Annotated in this window: 14 protein-coding genes; 8 read left to right on the forward strand and 6 right to left on the reverse strand. The window is 63.4% G+C overall.

The genetic code is table 11. The annotated features are described in order from the left end of the window. Nucleotides 1–12 precede the first annotated feature (12 nt). Complete coding sequence (locus IOC69_RS04345; RefSeq protein ID WP_290542306.1) at nt 13–486, forward strand: DUF3833 family protein; 474 nt, start codon at nt 13–15, stop codon at nt 484–486. On the opposite strand, the gene IOC69_RS04350 is transcribed toward IOC69_RS04345, so the two are convergent. Continuing rightward, the gene (locus IOC69_RS04350) at nt 471–2,459 is read right to left on the reverse strand and encodes a hypothetical protein (RefSeq protein WP_290542307.1); all 1,989 of its coding nucleotides are present in this window, start codon (nt 2,457–2,459) and stop codon (nt 471–473) included. The two genes, IOC69_RS04345 and IOC69_RS04350, sit on opposite strands and share 16 nt — an antisense overlap. A gap of 54 nt (nt 2,460–2,513) precedes the next feature. Beyond that, complete coding sequence (locus IOC69_RS04355) at nt 2,514–3,296, reverse strand: DeoR/GlpR family DNA-binding transcription regulator (protein WP_290542308.1); 783 nt, start codon at nt 3,294–3,296, stop codon at nt 2,514–2,516. Between the two features lie 200 nt (nt 3,297–3,496). On the opposite strand from IOC69_RS04355, the gene IOC69_RS04360 reads away from it, so the two are divergent. The 6 genes from IOC69_RS04360 to rhaI all read left to right on the forward strand — a co-directional run bounded on the left by IOC69_RS04360 (nt 3,497) and on the right by rhaI (nt 11,563). After that, complete coding sequence (locus tag IOC69_RS04360; RefSeq protein WP_290542309.1) at nt 3,497–5,044, forward strand: sugar ABC transporter ATP-binding protein; 1,548 nt, start codon at nt 3,497–3,499, stop codon at nt 5,042–5,044. Next, nucleotides 5,041–6,015 (forward strand): ABC transporter permease, encoded by a 975-nt coding sequence (locus tag IOC69_RS04365; RefSeq protein WP_290542310.1) that lies wholly within the window; start codon nt 5,041–5,043, stop codon nt 6,013–6,015. The genes IOC69_RS04360 and IOC69_RS04365 overlap by 4 nt, the downstream gene beginning before the upstream one ends. Before the next feature lie 53 nt (nt 6,016–6,068). Then, a complete protein-coding gene (locus IOC69_RS04370) occupies nt 6,069–6,962 on the forward strand; it encodes an ABC transporter permease (protein ID WP_290542339.1) in 894 nt (297 codons plus the stop codon). 63 nt (nt 6,963–7,025) lie between these two features. Beyond that, complete coding sequence (locus tag IOC69_RS04375; protein ID WP_290542311.1) at nt 7,026–8,132, forward strand: substrate-binding domain-containing protein; 1,107 nt, start codon at nt 7,026–7,028, stop codon at nt 8,130–8,132. A gap of 64 nt (nt 8,133–8,196) precedes the next feature. Next, complete coding sequence (locus tag IOC69_RS04380) at nt 8,197–10,266, forward strand: bifunctional rhamnulose-1-phosphate aldolase/short-chain dehydrogenase (protein WP_290542312.1); 2,070 nt, start codon at nt 8,197–8,199, stop codon at nt 10,264–10,266. Between the two features lie 4 nt (nt 10,267–10,270). Beyond that, nucleotides 10,271–11,563, forward strand: a complete 1,293-nt coding sequence (rhaI, locus tag IOC69_RS04385) for an L-rhamnose catabolism isomerase (RefSeq protein WP_290542313.1) — start codon at nt 10,271–10,273, stop codon at nt 11,561–11,563. Between the two features lie 382 nt (nt 11,564–11,945). Here rhaI and IOC69_RS04390 read toward each other — a convergent pair whose 3' ends face one another. Both IOC69_RS04390 and IOC69_RS04395 read right to left on the reverse strand, forming a co-directional pair. Beyond that, nucleotides 11,946–12,758 carry an alanyl-tRNA editing protein gene (locus IOC69_RS04390; protein WP_290542314.1) on the reverse strand — a complete coding sequence of 271 codons (813 nt, stop codon included), beginning with the start codon at nt 12,756–12,758 and terminating at the stop codon, nt 11,946–11,948. 79 nt (nt 12,759–12,837) lie between these two features. Further along, nucleotides 12,838–13,935 (reverse strand): TauD/TfdA family dioxygenase, encoded by a 1,098-nt coding sequence (locus IOC69_RS04395; RefSeq protein ID WP_290542315.1) that lies wholly within the window; start codon nt 13,933–13,935, stop codon nt 12,838–12,840. Nucleotides 13,936–14,139: 204 nt separating this feature from the next. On the opposite strand from IOC69_RS04395, the gene IOC69_RS04400 reads away from it, so the two are divergent. Continuing rightward, nucleotides 14,140–14,871 (forward strand): hypothetical protein, encoded by a 732-nt coding sequence (locus IOC69_RS04400; RefSeq protein ID WP_290542316.1) that lies wholly within the window; start codon nt 14,140–14,142, stop codon nt 14,869–14,871. Between the two features lie 261 nt (nt 14,872–15,132). Here IOC69_RS04400 and IOC69_RS04405 read toward each other — a convergent pair whose 3' ends face one another. Next, nucleotides 15,133–15,336: a hypothetical protein gene (locus IOC69_RS04405; protein WP_290542317.1), complete on the reverse strand. Its 204-nt coding sequence runs from the start codon at nt 15,334–15,336 to the stop codon at nt 15,133–15,135. 142 nt (nt 15,337–15,478) lie between these two features. Further along, the gene (locus tag IOC69_RS04410; RefSeq protein ID WP_290542318.1) at nt 15,479–16,039 is read right to left on the reverse strand and encodes a tyrosine-type recombinase/integrase; all 561 of its coding nucleotides are present in this window, start codon (nt 16,037–16,039) and stop codon (nt 15,479–15,481) included. Nucleotides 16,040–16,060: the final 21 nt, after the last annotated feature.

Raw genomic sequence — 16,060 nt, forward strand, 5'->3', positions numbered from 1 at the left:
CGTACTGCTGCCATGCTCAAGCGCAATGACACCGCTCCCTTCGATCTGCTCTCCTGGCTGGAGGGGCAAACCCACGCCACCGGCGTGTTCGAGGACCGCAAAGGCCGCGTCCGCCGCCGCTTCGCGGTGGAGCTGACCGGCACGCCGGAGGACAACACGCTGCGCCTTCACGAGCGGTTCGTCTTCGCGGATGGCGAGCGCCAGGAGCGCACCTGGGTGCTCACCCGCGGTGCTGACGGCGCGTTCACCGGGCGCGCGGAGGATTCGGCGTCGGACGCCCGGGGCCATTTCGCCGAAGACGTGGCCCACATGTCATCCGAGCTCAATCTCAAGGTTGGCAGGCGGCTGGTCGCGATGCGCTTCGACGACGCGTTCTATCCATCGGGGCCCGGCCTCGTGCTCAACCGCTCCACCATGAGCAAGTGGGGCATCCGACTGGGTCAGATTTTCATCCTGTTCCGCAAGGACGGTCAGCGCTCGCCGTAGAGCATGTCGTAAACGATGGGCCTCAGCGTCAGCATCAGGCTGTCGGCCATTGCGGCATGGCCTTCGGCTGTCGGGTGGAGGGCGCCCACCGTTTCCGAGAACACGGCTGCGGACGCCTTCTCGTCGATGTTTCCGAAACGGTCGCGGACCTTCTGGTTGATCGCCATATAGGCGTCGTTGAAGCTGCGCACCCAGCGCTGGCGCAGCGCATAAGGATAATTCTGCGTCGCCGGGTCATAGGGCCGCCAGCTGCCCTCGTCGCCCAGCAAGCTGGTCTGGCAGGTTTGCGTGTCGCGCGCGGCGGAACCGTAACAGGGGATCATCAGCTGCTCTGCCGGGTCGGCGATGCGCCTGATGTTCTGGGCGCAGAAACCATGGCCTTCGAACATTGTGTCGGCGTAGATGCGCCCGGCGAAGGTCCAGCCATGGTCGCCCGCGAGGTCGCGCATGCGGGTGTGGAGAAACGAAAACTGTTTGCGCACCTCGGCGAGGCGGTCCGGCCTGGCCGTGAGCCAGGAGGAAAACATGTCGAGTGACTGGTTGGCGGCGTAGCGGTCATCGCCGTCGCCATCCTCCGGCGAAGCCTCGCAGATTTCGCCTGCCTCATTGGTGACAAGGTCCGGGTAGGCCGAGAGTATGACGCGCGACGGGTCGAATACGCCATCGCCGGCGGAGGTGACGGGCGCCGTCCGCTCCAGTGCGGAGGCAAGCTGTGCATAGGCGTCCGGCAGGACGTCACGCATGCGCCTGGCGAATTCTTGGGCGTCGACTGTGGCGCCGAAGAAAGAGGCAATGGCGGAGGACGCGGAGTCGCGCAGCGACGCCCAGGCGACGACGCTGGAGAAGCCGATGTCATTGCCCCCAACCGACAGAAACACGAAGTCGAGCGGCCGGCGGAAATTATTGCCCGGGCAGGTGGGCAGCCCGCGCTTGACCTCCGGCCTGTCGCGGCACAGTTCCCAAATCAGGCGGTAGAGCTGCGAATCCTTTGCACCGCCCGCGATCTGTGGGGCCGCCAGCTGCGCCGAACGCTCGGCGCTGGCCACGCGTTCGACATAGCGTTGCGGACCGAGGATGCCATCCGCGATGCTGGCGCCGGAGCAGGAATAATCGAGGAAGGTGACGGAGGCCTGCGGGTTCTCGACCGCGATCTGCAGCGCGGCGCGCAGCTGCTGGCCGTAGAGCGAGCGGTGGCAGAGCTCATCCGTCCATTGCGCATTGCCGCCGGCATCGTTCTGGCGGCGGAGCGGATAAAAATTCCTGAAGCGGCGCGTGTCGCTGAACGCGACGGGGCTGTTGGGATTTCCCTCGCCCGAGGCGAAACTGTCGCCCAGCCCGGCGATCAGCAGGTCCCTGACGCGGGCCTCGGCGATGATGGGGGCCTCGCCCACCACATTGACCGAGATTTCCGCCCCGCCCGGATAGGGAAGTTCGACGCCGGGACCGCTCACCCGGTTGGCGCAGGCGGTCCGGGCGGCCAGCTGCCCGCCGATCCGCCATTCGCAGATCGCCGTGGCGGGCACATCCGGGCCGGACAGCCACATCTCGATCGCATGCGATTGCGGCACAACATAGGCATCAATTCCGCCGCAGGCGGAGTGCCTGCGCTTTTCCGCATCGTAGCACAACGCGTCCTGACCCCTGGCGGCCCAGCCGCGCCAGTCGAAATTCTGGCGCAGGATGTTGCTGAAGGCGATGTAGCGGTCATTGAGCACGCGCTCGGAGCCGGTGACGGAGGTGCGGGCGACGAGGGAATCCCGCTGATCCGAGGCCATGCCCTGCTGATCGACGTGGAGGAGATACTGGCGCCAGGCATTTTCATGGAGCTTGAAGAAGGCGGGGTCCTGGAACAGCCGGAACCGGTTGGTGACCTGCCACTCGATCTTGAACCGGCTGGTGGACAGGGTCTGCGCCCCGGCCGGAAGGGCGAGGGCGGAGAGCAGGAATGAAATCAAAAAAAACAGCCGGTGCATGAGGCGTTTCTTACACCGGAAACCCGGCCAAGTTTGGGCGGAGCCTGATGAAAATTATGAAAAATCGGGGCTGGCGCGGGCGATGATGACCCGGATGCCGGCGTCCATGAGCATTTTGTGGTTGGCATCGGTGAGGTTGTCGTCGGTGATGAGCGTTCCGATGCGGGAAAGCGGCATTATGTGGTTCCGGGCGCGCATGCCGAACTTGCGGCTGTCGGCCAGAACGATCACTTCATCGGCCCGCTCGAGCAAAAGCGCGGTTTCCCGCGCCACCAAAGGATGGGATTCCTGCATTCCCGCCGGCGCGATCGCCTGCGCGCCGAGGAAGAATTTCGACGCATAGAAATCCGGCGGGCCTGCCTGAGGCGAATGGACAATGGCCGGTTCGCGGTAGAGTTCGCCGCCGGCCAGCGTCAGGTGGCAGGCGCCGTTCTGCCACAACGTGGCGGCGAGCGGCATCGAATTGGTATATATTCTTACGCTCCGGCTGGCCAGCAGCAGCGCGAAGAGATAGCAGGTCGATCCGCCGTGGATGATCAACGCGTCGCCATCCTGCACCAGCGACGCGGCCTCCCTTGCAATGGCTTTCTTGGCGGCCACCCCCAGCATCTGGTTCTCGGTGAAGGGCCGGGCCGTGACCCCCTCAGGGCCGCCCGCCTCGGTTGCGGCAATGCCGCCGAAAACTTTCCTCACCGAGCCAGCCGCATGGAGTTTGGCGACGTCGCGGCGGATCGTGGCGGGGGATGCGTCGATCACCGCCTGCAGGTCGCGCACCGAGGCGAAGGGCCGGTCACGCAGGAGATCGAGCATCAGCTTGTGGCGCTCAGCTTCCGTCATCGCTAAACCTTGACGACATGAGCAACTCTGCTCACTTGTGCACTGCAAAAATCGCCCGAAGCTTTCAAACTAACTCACTTGACGCTTTTTGCTCACGGATGTTTATTATCGCTCACCGTTGAGGCATTGTAAACAGCACCGGCTTGAACCCGCGGACAAACCAAATCGCGGGCGGTGGTCGGCGGAATGGGGGCGAACAGATGCAAGCCGAGCAGATGAGTGCCGCCGCGGCAAGCGACGTTGCGCTCCCCATCGCGCTTGCCGGTATTTCCAAGTCTTTCGCCGGCATCAGGGTGGTGAATGACGTCAGCTTCGACATGCGCCCCGGCGAGGTGCATGCCCTGATGGGCGAGAATGGCGCGGGCAAATCCACCCTCATCAAGATCATGGCAGGCCTCCACCAGCCTGACTCGGGAGAGATCATGGTCAGTGGCAAGGCGGTCCGCTTCGCCTCGCCGAGGGAGGCTCATGCCGCCGGCATCGCCACGGTGCACCAGGAGCTGCTACTCTTCCCCGAACTCACAGTCGCCGAGAACATTTTCATCGGCCAGACGCCCAAGACAGCGCTTGGCGCCATCGACTGGACCGCCATGCGCCGCCGCGCCCGCCAGCTGCTCGATGAGCTCGACAGCGGCGACCTCGACATCGATCAGAAGGTCATCCACCTCTCCGTGGGCAACCGTCAGAGGATCGAGATTGCGCGCGCGCTTGCCCAGGATGCGCGCGTGCTGATCATGGATGAGCCCACCGCGGCGCTCGCCGAGCATGACGTGCAGCGGCTGATGAGCATCGTGCGGAGCTTGAGAAAGCGCGGCGTGGCGATCGTCTATGTCAGCCACCGCATGCCGGAGATTTTCGCGCTCGCGGACCGCGTCACCGTGCTGCGCGACGGCCACCTGGTCGGCACCAGGCCCGTCCCGGAGGTCGATGAACCCGCGCTGGTCTCCATGATGGTCGGCCGCTCCATCGACCGTCTTTACCCGGCCAAGCAGGGTAAGGATGGCGATGTCATGCTCGAACTCGCCGGCGTCTGCCACCGCGGCGCGGTGCGGGACATCTCCTTCCAGCTCCGCCGCGGCGAAATCCTCGGCCTCGCGGGCCTCGTCGGTTCCGGCCGCACCGAGACGGCGCTGACCATCTTCGGCGTCACGCCGGCCACCGCCGGGCGGATCCTGATCGACGGCAAGCCCGTCACCATCGCCTCGCCCGGGCAGGCGCGCGATCTGGGCATCGCCTATGTGCCGGAGGACCGCGCGCATCAGGGATTGATCCGTCCACAGACCATTGAGGACAACATCGCGCTCGCCAACCTCGGGCGGCTGACGCGGGGATTTTTTGTCGATGCCGCGAAGGTCGCGGCGGAGGCGCGCGGGGCCATCGCCCGCTTCGGCATCAGGGCGCGGGGGCCCGGGCAGCCGGTGCGCCAGCTTTCGGGCGGCAACCAGCAGAAGGTGGTGCTGGCGAAATGGCTCGCCACCAACCCGCGCATCCTGATCATGGACGAGCCCACCCGCGGCATCGACGTCGGCGCCAAGGCGGAAATCCACCAGCTGATGCGAAAACTCGCCGGGGAAGGCATGGCGATCCTGATGATCTCCAGCGAACTCCCCGAGGTTCTGGGAATGAGCGACCGCGTGCTGGTGATGAACGGCGGCCGCATCGCCGGCGAATTCGACAAGGCGCACGCCACGGCCGAGGCCGTGGGAACGGTGATGACGCGGAGCTACGCAAGGGAACGGGCGGCATGAGCAGCGCCGCCCTCTCCCCCGGGCGCTCCAATCTGCGGCGCTTTCTCACGGGCTATGGTCAGGAGATCGTGGTGCTGCTGTCCATCGCGGCGCTCTTTGCCGTGGTGGGCGCGGTCAGTCCGCGCTTCCTCTCGGACACCAACATCAATTCGATCTTTGCGGGCAACGCCTATATCGCCATCGCCGCCATCGGCATGTCGATGATCATCATGGCCGGCCACATCGACGTTTCGGTGGGCGCCCTCATCGGCGTGATCGCCACCATCGCCGGCACGCTGGCCGTGAAAGGCTATCCGGTCTGGATGGCGTGGAGCGTTCCCATTCTCTTCGCCATCGCGGTGAATGCCGGCGTCGGCACGCTGGTGGCCTATACGCGGATCCCCTCGATCGTGGTGACGCTCGGCATGCTGTCGATCCTCAAGGGCGGCCTCATCAGCGCCACCCAGGGCGAGTGGATCACCAACATGCCGGCCGAATTCATGATCGCCCAGATGCGGCCCTTCGGCATTCCCTCCGCCGTGTGGTTCATGGTGGCGCTCACATTCATCGCCGCTGTGTTCCTGCGCTACACCGACTTCGGCCGCGCGGTCTATGCCGTGGGCGGCAACATGGAGGCGGCGCGGGCGGCGGGCATCAATCCGGAACGGACGGTGATTGGCGTCTTCGCGCTGCACGGTCTCTTCGCCGGGATCGCGGGCATCCTGTTTGCCACGCAGCTGCAGGTGATCCAGTCCACCGTGCCGCCCAATCTCGAACTCACCGTCATCACCGCCTCGGTGATCGGCGGCGTCTCCATCCTCGGCGGCGCCGGAACGGTGATCGGCTCGACGCTCGCCGCCATCCTCTTCGCCTGCATCGGCTCGGCGCTGATCTTCCTCAATGTCTCGGCCTACTGGCTGCGCGCCGTGCTGGGCCTGATGATCCTCGCCACCGTGCTTGCCGACATGGCGCGCCGCCGGAGGGCCAGGTGACCGGCGCGCAACCGAAGTTGCTGCGGCACGAGACCGTCCTCGCGGCGCTCACCATGATCGCCATGGCCGTGCTCGCCTCGCTGTCGGACAAGTTCTTCACCGCCGACAACCTGCTGAACCAGGGCCGCCTGATGGCGGAGGTGGGCCTCATCTCGCTGGCCATGACCTTCGTGATCGTGACCGGCGGCATCGACCTGTCGGTTGGCTCCATCCTCGGGCTCACCGCCATCCTGCTCGGCGTATTCTGGAAGAACCTCGGGCTGCCGCTGCCCGCGGCCATTGTCCTCGCCACGGTCTGCGGCACTTTCGCGGGCTTTGTGAACGGCCTGATCATCACCCGCTTCGGCGTGCCGCCCCTGATCGCCACGCTGGCGACGCTTGCGCTCTACCGCGGCCTCGCGGAGGGCATCAGCGAGGCGCGCTCGGTGCGCGGCTACCCCGAGTGGTTCTTCTTTTTCGGCCAGGGCGAGGTGCTGGGCGTTCCCTTTCAGCTCTGGGTGCTGGGCCTCGCCACGGCGGCCGCCGCCGTGATCCTGGGGCTGACGCCCTTCGGCCGCGCCACCTACGCGATCGGCGCCAATGAGGTGGCGGCCCGCTTCTCCGGCATCCGCGTCAATGCGGTGAAACTCTGGATTTACACGGCGTCCGGCTTCTGCGCGGCGCTCGCGGCGGTGATCTTCGTGTCGCGCGTCACCACCACGCGCTCCGACATGGGCACCGGGCTTGAACTCGACGCGATCACCGCCGTCGTGCTCGGCGGCACCTCGATCTTCGGCGGGCGCGGCACCATCATCGGCACGGCGCTGGGTCTCGTCCTGATCCAGGCGCTGAAGAACGGCCTGGCGCTGTCGGGCGTCAAGGGCGACGGCGCCATCGTCGTCATCGGATTGGTTTTGATCGGCGCCATCCTCGTGGGTGCGCTGTTCGACAGGAACAGAGGCGGCTGACCAAGGGAGGCTGTCTCCGGCTCACCCGCCTGTGAGCAAGGAGACGAACATGGGAGAAACGACATGAAGAAACTGACGCTTGCCGCCATCGTGAGCCTCGGCCTGATGGGCGGCTCAGCCCTTGCTGCGTCCGCCTGGACCGGCGGCGACGATTTGCCGACCAACCCGCTCGCCTGCGACGGCACGCCGGCGGCCGCCGTTGCCAAACCCTTTGACGGCGGCATGCCGACGAACCCGCCGGACCGCAAGGGCAAGAAGATCACCGTGGTGGACGTGCCGAAGCTGATCGGCATCGGCTACTTCAACGCCACCTCCAAGGGCATCGCCGAGGCCGCCGCCGAACTCGGCAATGTCGATGCCAAGACCGACGGCCCCACCAAGGCCAACATCGACGAGCAGATCACCTTCATCGACAACTATATCACCTCGGGCGTCGACGGCATCCTGTTCGCCGCCAATGACCCCGTGGCCATCGCCCCGGTGCTGAAGAAGGCGCTGGAGAAGGGCATCAACGTCGTGGGCTATGACGCCAACTCGACGCCCGAGGCCCGCCAGTGGTTCGTGAACCAGGCGGAGTTCAACGGCATCGCCAAGGCGCTGGTCGACAACATGGCGAAGGAAGCGGGCGAGGATGCGGGCGTCGCCATCGTCACCTCGACCTTCACCACGCCGAACCAGGCGCGCTGGATCGCCGAGATGGGGGCCTATGCCGCGCAGTGCCACCCGAAGATGAAGTGGCTCGAGACGGTGGAAGCCCAGGAGGACAACAACCTGTCCTTCAACCAGGCCACCACCCTCATCAACAAATATGGCGATGACCTGAAGGGCATCTTCGGCATGACCTCGGTGGCGACACCGGCCTCGGCCGAAGCCGTGACCCAGGCCGGCAAATGCGGCAAGATCGCCATCGTCGGCCTGGCGACGCCGAACGCCATGAAGCCCTATGTCGAGAAGGACTGCGTGAAGTCCGTCGTGCTGTGGAACCCCGTCGACCTCGGCTATGCCGCCATGATGGTGCTCCGCGCGGTCGCTGACGGCACGCTGCAGCCGGGCGCCACCTCCGTGAAGGCCGGCAAGCTCGGCGACCTCCAGGTCATCAACGGTTCGGAAATCCTCCTCGGCTCGCCCTACACCTTCACCAGGGAAAACATCGGCCAGTTCGACTTCTGATCCCAACCCCGGGCGCGCCGGGCATTGTCCGGCGCGCCGCACCCATTTCGAAAGTGAAAGCGACATGAGCAATTCCTCCACCGTCCCCTCGCTGTGGGATGACGCCAGGGCCGCCACGCTGGATGAGCCGGGCCTCCTCCTTTATCGCTCCAACCTGCTGGGCGCGGATTTGCGCATCACCAATTTCGGCGGCGGCAACACCTCCGCCAAGGTCGCGGCGAAGGACCCGCTGACCGGCGAGCCCGTCACCGTTCTGTGGGTCAAGGGTTCCGGCGGCGACATCGGCTCGATGAAGCTCGACGGCTTCGCCACCCTCTATATGGACAGGCTGGAGAGCCTCAAGAGCCTTTACAAGGGTCTCGACCAGGAAGACGCCATGGTGCACGCGCTGAACCATTGCATCTTCGGCCTCAATCCCCGCGCGCCCTCGATCGACACCTGCCTTCACGGCTATGTGCCTTACCCGCACGTCGACCACGTTCATTCCGATGCGGTGATCGCCATTGCGGCGTCCGTGGATTCCGGGAGGCTGACGACGGAAATCTTCGGCGATGAAATGGGCTACCTGCCCTGGCAGCGCCCCGGCATCGATCTCGGCATCAAGCTGGGCGAGATGGCGAAGAACAATCCGCAATTGAACGGTGTCGTCCTCGGCAGCCACGGCCTCTTCACCTGGGGGCGCACCGCGAAGGAGTGCTACGACACCACGCTCCGCATCATCAATAAGGCCGCCGTCTGGCTGGACCGCAACGCCGCGAAGCCCGCCTTCAGGGGAGCGAAGGCCGAAGCGCTGCCCGATGCGGAGCGCCGCGCCGTGGCGCTGCGCCTGCTTCCCGAAATCCGCGGCCGCATCTCGAGGCACGAGCGCAAGATCGGTCACTTCGTCGATTCGCCCGAGGTGCTGGAATTCGTCAATTCCAACATGCTGGAGGAGCTGGCCCCGCTCGGCACCTCCTGCCCCGACCACTTCCTGCGCACCAAAATCCGCCCGCTCATCATTCCGCATGATGCCGATGGCGCGGCGCTGGACAGGCTGATCGAGGCCTACCGTGCGGATTACGCCGCCTATTACGGGCGCTGCAAGCACGTGGGTTCTCCGGCGATGCGCGATCCCAACGCGGTGATTTACCTCGTGCCGCGCGTCGGCATGCTGTCGTTCGCCAAGGACAAGGCCACGGCGCGCATCGCAGCCGAGTTCTACGTCAACGCCATCAACGTGATGCGCGGCGCCTCGGGTGTTTCGGCCTACAAGGGCCTGCCGGAGCAGGAGGCTTTCAACATCGAGTACTGGCTGCTGGAGGAGGCGAAGCTCGCGCGCATGCCGAAGCCCAGGAGCCTCGCCGGCCGCGTTGCCTTCATCACCGGCGGCGCGGGCGGCATCGGATCGGCCATCGCCTCGAAGCTGCTCTCGGAGGGTGCCTGCGTGGTGCTGGCCGACATCGACCAGGCCGCGCTGGATGAGGTGACGGCGGGCTTCGCAAAGACCCATGGCAAGGACAATGTGCGCGGCGTGAAGATGGACGTGACGTCCGAGGACGCCGTGGCGCAGGCCATGAACGGGACGGCGCTGGCCTTCGGCGGCGTCGACATCGTCGTCAACAATGCGGGCATCACCATCGCCGCGCCGGTGGAGGACACGACCCTCGACCTGTGGAACCGGAACCAGGCGGTGATGGGCACGGGCTATTTCCTTGTGGGCCGGGAGGGCTACAGGCTGCTGAAGCGGCAGAACCTCGGCGGCTCCATGGTGTTCATCTGCTCGAAGAACGCCGTCGCGGCCTCGCCCGGCGCCTCCGCCTATTGCGCCGTGAAAGCCGGTGAGCTGCACCTGGCGCGCTGCATGGCGCTGGAAGGCGCGCCCCACGGCATTCGCGTCAACGCGGTGAATCCGGATGCCGTGCTGCGCGGCTCCAAGATCTGGCAGGGCCCATGGCGCGAGCAGCGCGCGGCATCGCTCAACATATCGCAGGACGAGCTTGAGGAGCACTATCGCAAGCGCTCGCTGCTGCAGCGGTCCGTCTACCCGGAGGACATTGCCGAGGGCGTCTACTTCTTCGCCTCCGACCTGTCGAGCAAGTCCACCGGCAATTTCCTGAACGTCGATGCCGGCAATGCCGCCTCCTTCACAAGGTGATTCGATGAGCTTTGCGATCCCAGCCGATTTCATTGTCGCCGGGAATGCCCGGCACGCGGCGGCGCTGGCGGAGGACTATGAGGCCCTCGGGCGCCAGTTGGCGCGGCGCGGCATTTCCATCGCGGCGATGACGGAGCGGGCGATGTCGTACGCCGTGGCGGTCCCGACATGGGGTGTTGGCACTGGCGGCACACGCTTCGCGCGGTTTCCAGGCCCCGGCGAGCCCCGCAACATCCACGACAAACTGGAGGACTGCGGCGTCATCAACCAGCTGACGCGGCTGACGCCCAATGTCTCGCCGCATTTTCCATGGGACAGGGTGAAGGACTATAACGCGCTGCGGCAGGAAGCGGCGAGCCACGGGCTGGGCTTCGATGCGGTCAATTCCAACACGTTCCAGGACCAGCGGGGCCAGCGGCTGTCCTACAAATTTGGCTCGCTCACCCATGCGGACAAGGCGACGCGGATGCAGGCGGTGGAGCACAATCTCGAATGCATCGAGATCGGCAGGCAGCTCGGATCCGCCGCGCTCACCGTGTGGATCGCCGATGGCTCGAACTTCCCCGGCCAGTCCAATCTCAATGCCGCCTTCGACCGATATATGGACTCCCTGCGCATCATCTATGACGCACTGCCGAAGGACTGGCTTGTCTTCCTCGAACACAAGCTCTATGAGCCCGCCTTCTACGCGACCGTGATTTCCGACTGGGGCTCAAGCTTCATGGCCGCTCTCGAGCTGGGCCCAAAGGCACGCTGCCTTGTGGACCTCGGGCACCATGCTCCCAACACCAACATCGAACAGATCGTGGCGCGGCTGATTCGCGCCGGAAAACTCGCGGGCTTCCACTTCAATGATTCGAAATACGGCGACGACGACCTTGATTCGGGCTCCATCGACCCCTTTCGCCTCTTCCTGGTGTTCAACGAACTCGTCGATGCGGAGATGCGCCGGGCCGAAGGCTTTTCACCCGCCTACATGATCGATCAGTCGCACAATGTCACCGACCCGGTCGAGAGCCTGATGGCCTCGGCCGTGGAGATCCAGCGGGCCTATGTGCAGGCCTCGCTCATCGACCGCGAAATGCTGGAAGAGGCTCAGAACGGCAGCGACGCGATGCTGGGCCACCGCATCGTCAAGCAGGCCTTCATCACCGACGTGTCGCCGATCCTGGCGGAAGCGCGGCGGAGAAAGGGAGGCGCCATAGATCCGCTCGGCCTCTACCGGTCGAGCGGCTATCGCGCGGCGAAGACGAAGGAGCGGCCGCCGGCAGAGAGCACAGCCGCCGGCATCGTCTGAAGCATTTTCAGGTCAGGTGGATACCGGTTGACCGTCGAAACTGCGACCATACTAAAGAGATAGGGCAGGTTTCGAGTCCACTGAACCGAAACCCGCTCTATGGCGCGCGGCGTTTGCGAGAACGATCCTGAACTGCCCGACTTGGATCGCTTTTGTTTACCAGATCGGCAATAGCCGATCAGGGTGCCCGCCGCGTGCATGATCACGGCATGCCGACGAGCCAGGGCGAGCTTGTGCGCGATATGATGGATTGGTTCGCGGGCCGGGAAGATTTCTTGGCCCCCGACGAACGGACGGTGCGGCGTAAGGTGTCGGCGATCTGGAGGGAGTTGTTGCGTACTTGAAGAAAGAAGCCCGGCGTTTCCGCCGGGCTTCTCATGCATTAGTCGGCAAAAGCCGAAAGATCGACATGGCTCGAAACTCGGAGATGTTCGTCACCGAACCAATACATCCATGTCGGAGTGCGGCGGGCCGATATCTGGACCTCCATATCCTTCGACTGCGTCCACTTGGTGAATTCAAAAGGACCGATTTCGCCCGTCGATTTCACGTGGGAGCCGGAGCAAGGGTTCGCGTCAATCCCAGCGATTTCGACGACGCGGATTTTGCCGGTGAGACCAAGGTCAGAATCCACGCGCCAATGACGGAACCGTCCCGCCGCGTCAGCAACAGATTTAGCCGAAACGACTGAGATGGAGGCGTTGCGGAGCACGAAGTGCCGGGTGAGGCAATCGACGGACGCCATCAGTTCGTCCGTGACCGACGTCGAGGTCTTGAACTTCACCGAGACAGTGACCCCATCGTCGGCGATCAACGCCCCCTTGCTGTCGAAGTCCGCGAGCACATGGCGCGCGGCAGCCATCATGAGGTGCGTGAGGCTGTGGGACCGGGACAAGGCCGCGCGGCGAGGCGCATCCACTTCGAGGAGCGCCATGTTCCCGATCTCGACGTTGCCCACGCGAGTGCGGTCGACAATAACCCACGTTTCGCCACCCTCCTTGACTACGTTCAGAACGTTCGACGTCTCGTTGCCGATGGTTATGGTCCCAAGGTCATGGGGCTGGCCGCCGCCCGCCGGGCGGAAGATGTTCTGGCCGAAGGCGATCGCAGCCCGATGGGCGCTCTCGAACTTCATCGCGCGGATCGTGGTCGGATGAACCGTAAGGTCCGGGTACTGATTGAAGATGTTGGTCATGGACGGAGTCCTTTCTGAATTTGGATTGCGAGGGGCGCGCGCGACCGCCGGCGCTTGCGCGCCGACGGTCGCTCTTCCGTCAGTCGATTAGATGGCGACCGCCGAGAGCTTCAGCGGGCGCGAGGTAGACCCGCACGTAGTAGCGGTCCGATCCATCGAAGTTCGCTGCGTAGGCGCGCCGACGATGCATCATCCGGGTGTTCGAGTAGATCAGCAGATCGCCGGGCTCCGAGTAGATTTCCATCACCGACTTCGTCTTCGAGACGATCCGATGGAACTTGTCGAGCGCAGCCTGAGCATTCGCATCCGCACTGCTGATGTTCGCGGCATGATACCGAGAGTGCATCCGCCCAAGAGCATCGGGCACAAGGACCGGCACACCCGCCACCGCGATCTGGCCGCCCTTAAGGTGGCTGTCCGGCCAGCGCACGTCATACACGGGCGACTGAAGAATGCGCGCGGGCTCGGGACCGTGTGCGGCTTCCAGTTCCGGCAGAAGATCGTCCAGCGCCGCTGTCTCCATCGGGACGTCTGAGCGAGCGCGGAGGCACACGAACGCCTGATAGGGGTTCATGAACGGCGCGCCGGGCTTGAACCAGGCTTCGTGAAACATGGCCTGGTTCGCATTGTCGTTGTGCATACCGAGGTCGTTTGCCGACCCTTGGCTCGAAGCCGTCCCCTTGAGTTCCGCGACGGGCGCAACGGCACGGAGGATTAAGCCACGGTTTTCCGAGCCATAGGCAAAAGGCGTAAGTTCGGCCGCCTCCCCGAGAAGAGCGACCAGAAAGCCGATCTGCGTACGGACGTCGGATTCGACAACCGTCCCGTTGAGCGGCGTGGTGATCAGCGGGCAAGGGCGCGGGAGGCCCTTGACGATGATCTGGGGCACGTCCTCGTCGCTCAACATGCGAAGCGTGTGGTAGGTTTCCGGGAGGTATTTCTGAACCATGTCGGCAGCTTCACGGACGAAAGCCGACGGCTGGGCGTCGATCCGACCAAGGAGGAAGAGCGCTTGCGTGGCGCGATAGGCTCGCTCCTTCTCACTTTCGTTCAGTTGAACGAGCGCGCTCTTGGCGTTTCCATTCTTCGAGAACTCAAGCCGAACGGCCGGTTCGATGAGGAGCTTAGTCCGGCGTATCGGCTTCGGCAGGGACAGCAGGCAGTTTCGATTGAGCATCGTCGTGGTCTCCGAGGCCTGCAACCGACACCGCGTCGGCGCTTGGGCCGACACGCGAGATTTCACATATTTTGGTTGGGGTCAGACGGGTCCTACCTCCACACCACCATGGATGGGGCGAGAATGAGCAAGAACTAACCCCTTCTCATCTTGCAACAGAGGCCTGACTGGGGTAAGGGGGTTGAAATCTGATGTGAGGAATCCATGCCACGTCCGAAATCGCCGCTCGATTTGGTGTATTCTCCCGCCCGACATTTCCCGTACGTGGAATGGGCTGAACACGTCCGCACCTATAAGTACTTTCGTGTCCATGGCTTCAACGAGTTTCGCCGGTTAATTGGCAATAGCGATTATAGCACAGTTGAGGACGCTGATCTGGTGGGTCAGGCCAAGGAAATTGTGAAGCGGGATTGGGGTGCGCATCTTCCTCCGTCCAACAGCAACAAGGACGGAATCGAGCAGATCGGCTGCAACCAAGTTAGCCGGGTTCGCAAACATACGCCGGTTGCTTTTCAATCCGCCTGCGTAGCCATTGTTACATTGGAGCTGGCGCTGAAGCGTGCTCGTAGTTCTGTCGATATTTATCAGCATTCAGCGGATGATCCGCATGCGATCGCCATTTGCCCTGCACTCTTTCAGGTCGATGATTACGACAAAACGTTTTACTTGAATAAAATCGCATCGGACCCGATGAATCGTGCGGCTCTGGTTCAGGCTACGCTGCAGAGGCAGAGCCTTGGAAGGCGGCCTACCGACAATGTGTTTTTGGATATGGCGGGTGGCCGTCTCGTTACAGAATGGCTTGCATCGAAATTTCTTGATTTTTGGCGCGGCCAATCGACCCTGGCAACTGTATCTGTTTGTAAGCCACGTTTCGGAAACGGTTTTCGGAAAGTTAGTGACCTCGAAGTCCAAGTATTTCCATTGGCCTTATAGGCTAGCGAAAAGACAGGCCTATATCATATAGGCGCTTCTTGACGCGCTGTATGTTATCCTCGGTCGTCCGCCCAACCAATCTCCGAAACTCTGTTTCGCTGAGGTTGGCCAATTCGTGCCCATAGTAAATTCTGTTTCGGTAGAGCTCTTCGGTAATCTTTTCCAGATATCGTTCTTGCCCAAGCAACGTATCAACTGAGGCCTGCATTGCGGGGATTGGTTGCTGCCGTGTCTGATGGAGTGTCCCCATGGTTCGATCTCCTAATCTAGGTCCAGATCCAGCTGCCCCGTGTCAGATTTTACCAAAATATCTCTTAACGCCCGATCAACGATAAACGCGACAGAACGTTCCTGCCGTTCAGCGAGTTTTACGACTTTCTGGTGGGTTGCTTCATCCAAGCGAACGGTCACCCCAATTTTCTTGGGCTTCTTTTTCGCCGGAGCGTTAGAATCGCGTTGCATCATTGTGCATCACAATAATTCGATTCGCATCCAAAGACAAGAGCCCGCGACGCAATCGCGCGTCTGTTCCATGGTTTCATTAAGCTCCTGTCGGGATTGGATTTCAATAGTCACATGCTAAAGGACTATCTGGCCTGTATTCAAGTCAGTCTGCCACAATGCACGACACCGCTCTCAGCAAATTCCCGACCTGTTCGAGCCCAGCCCTCAAGGGATCGTCGAGCAGGTGGGCGTAGCGCTGGGTGGTTTGAACCTGCGTGTGGCCGAGCAGCTTGCCGATCATCGGCAGTGTCATGCCGCCCGAAACGAGCAGCGATGCGAAGGTGTGGCGCAGATCGTGGATGCGGACGGCGGGCAGTTCGGCCTTCGCCCGGACATCTTCCCAGAACCGCTTGATGTGCCGTTTATTGCCGCATGGCCATTGCCAAAAACCGGTTCCCACTTTTTGGCGCCATGCTTTTGAAGCGGCTTGCCTTGCGTCTCGCCCGGAAACACCCATTCGCAATCTTCGGGCACGCGCAGCCGGATCGTGCGCAGAGGCGCTGCTGCGGAAGCGCTGATCGGCGCGCGATGCAGGCGGCGCTGCTTCGTGGTGGCCGCTGGTTTGATCCAGACGGCGGCTTGCCGCAATCGAAAATCCAGAGTGAGGCGCGCGGTCGGACGGAAAACCGGGAACCACTTTTCCTCCCCGCGCCGGCCGCAGCACTCAGCCGCGGTCATTTCCAAT

This window comes from Aestuariivirga sp. (genome assembly GCF_020252405.1).
GTDB lineage: Bacteria > Pseudomonadota > Alphaproteobacteria > Rhizobiales > Aestuariivirgaceae > Aestuariivirga.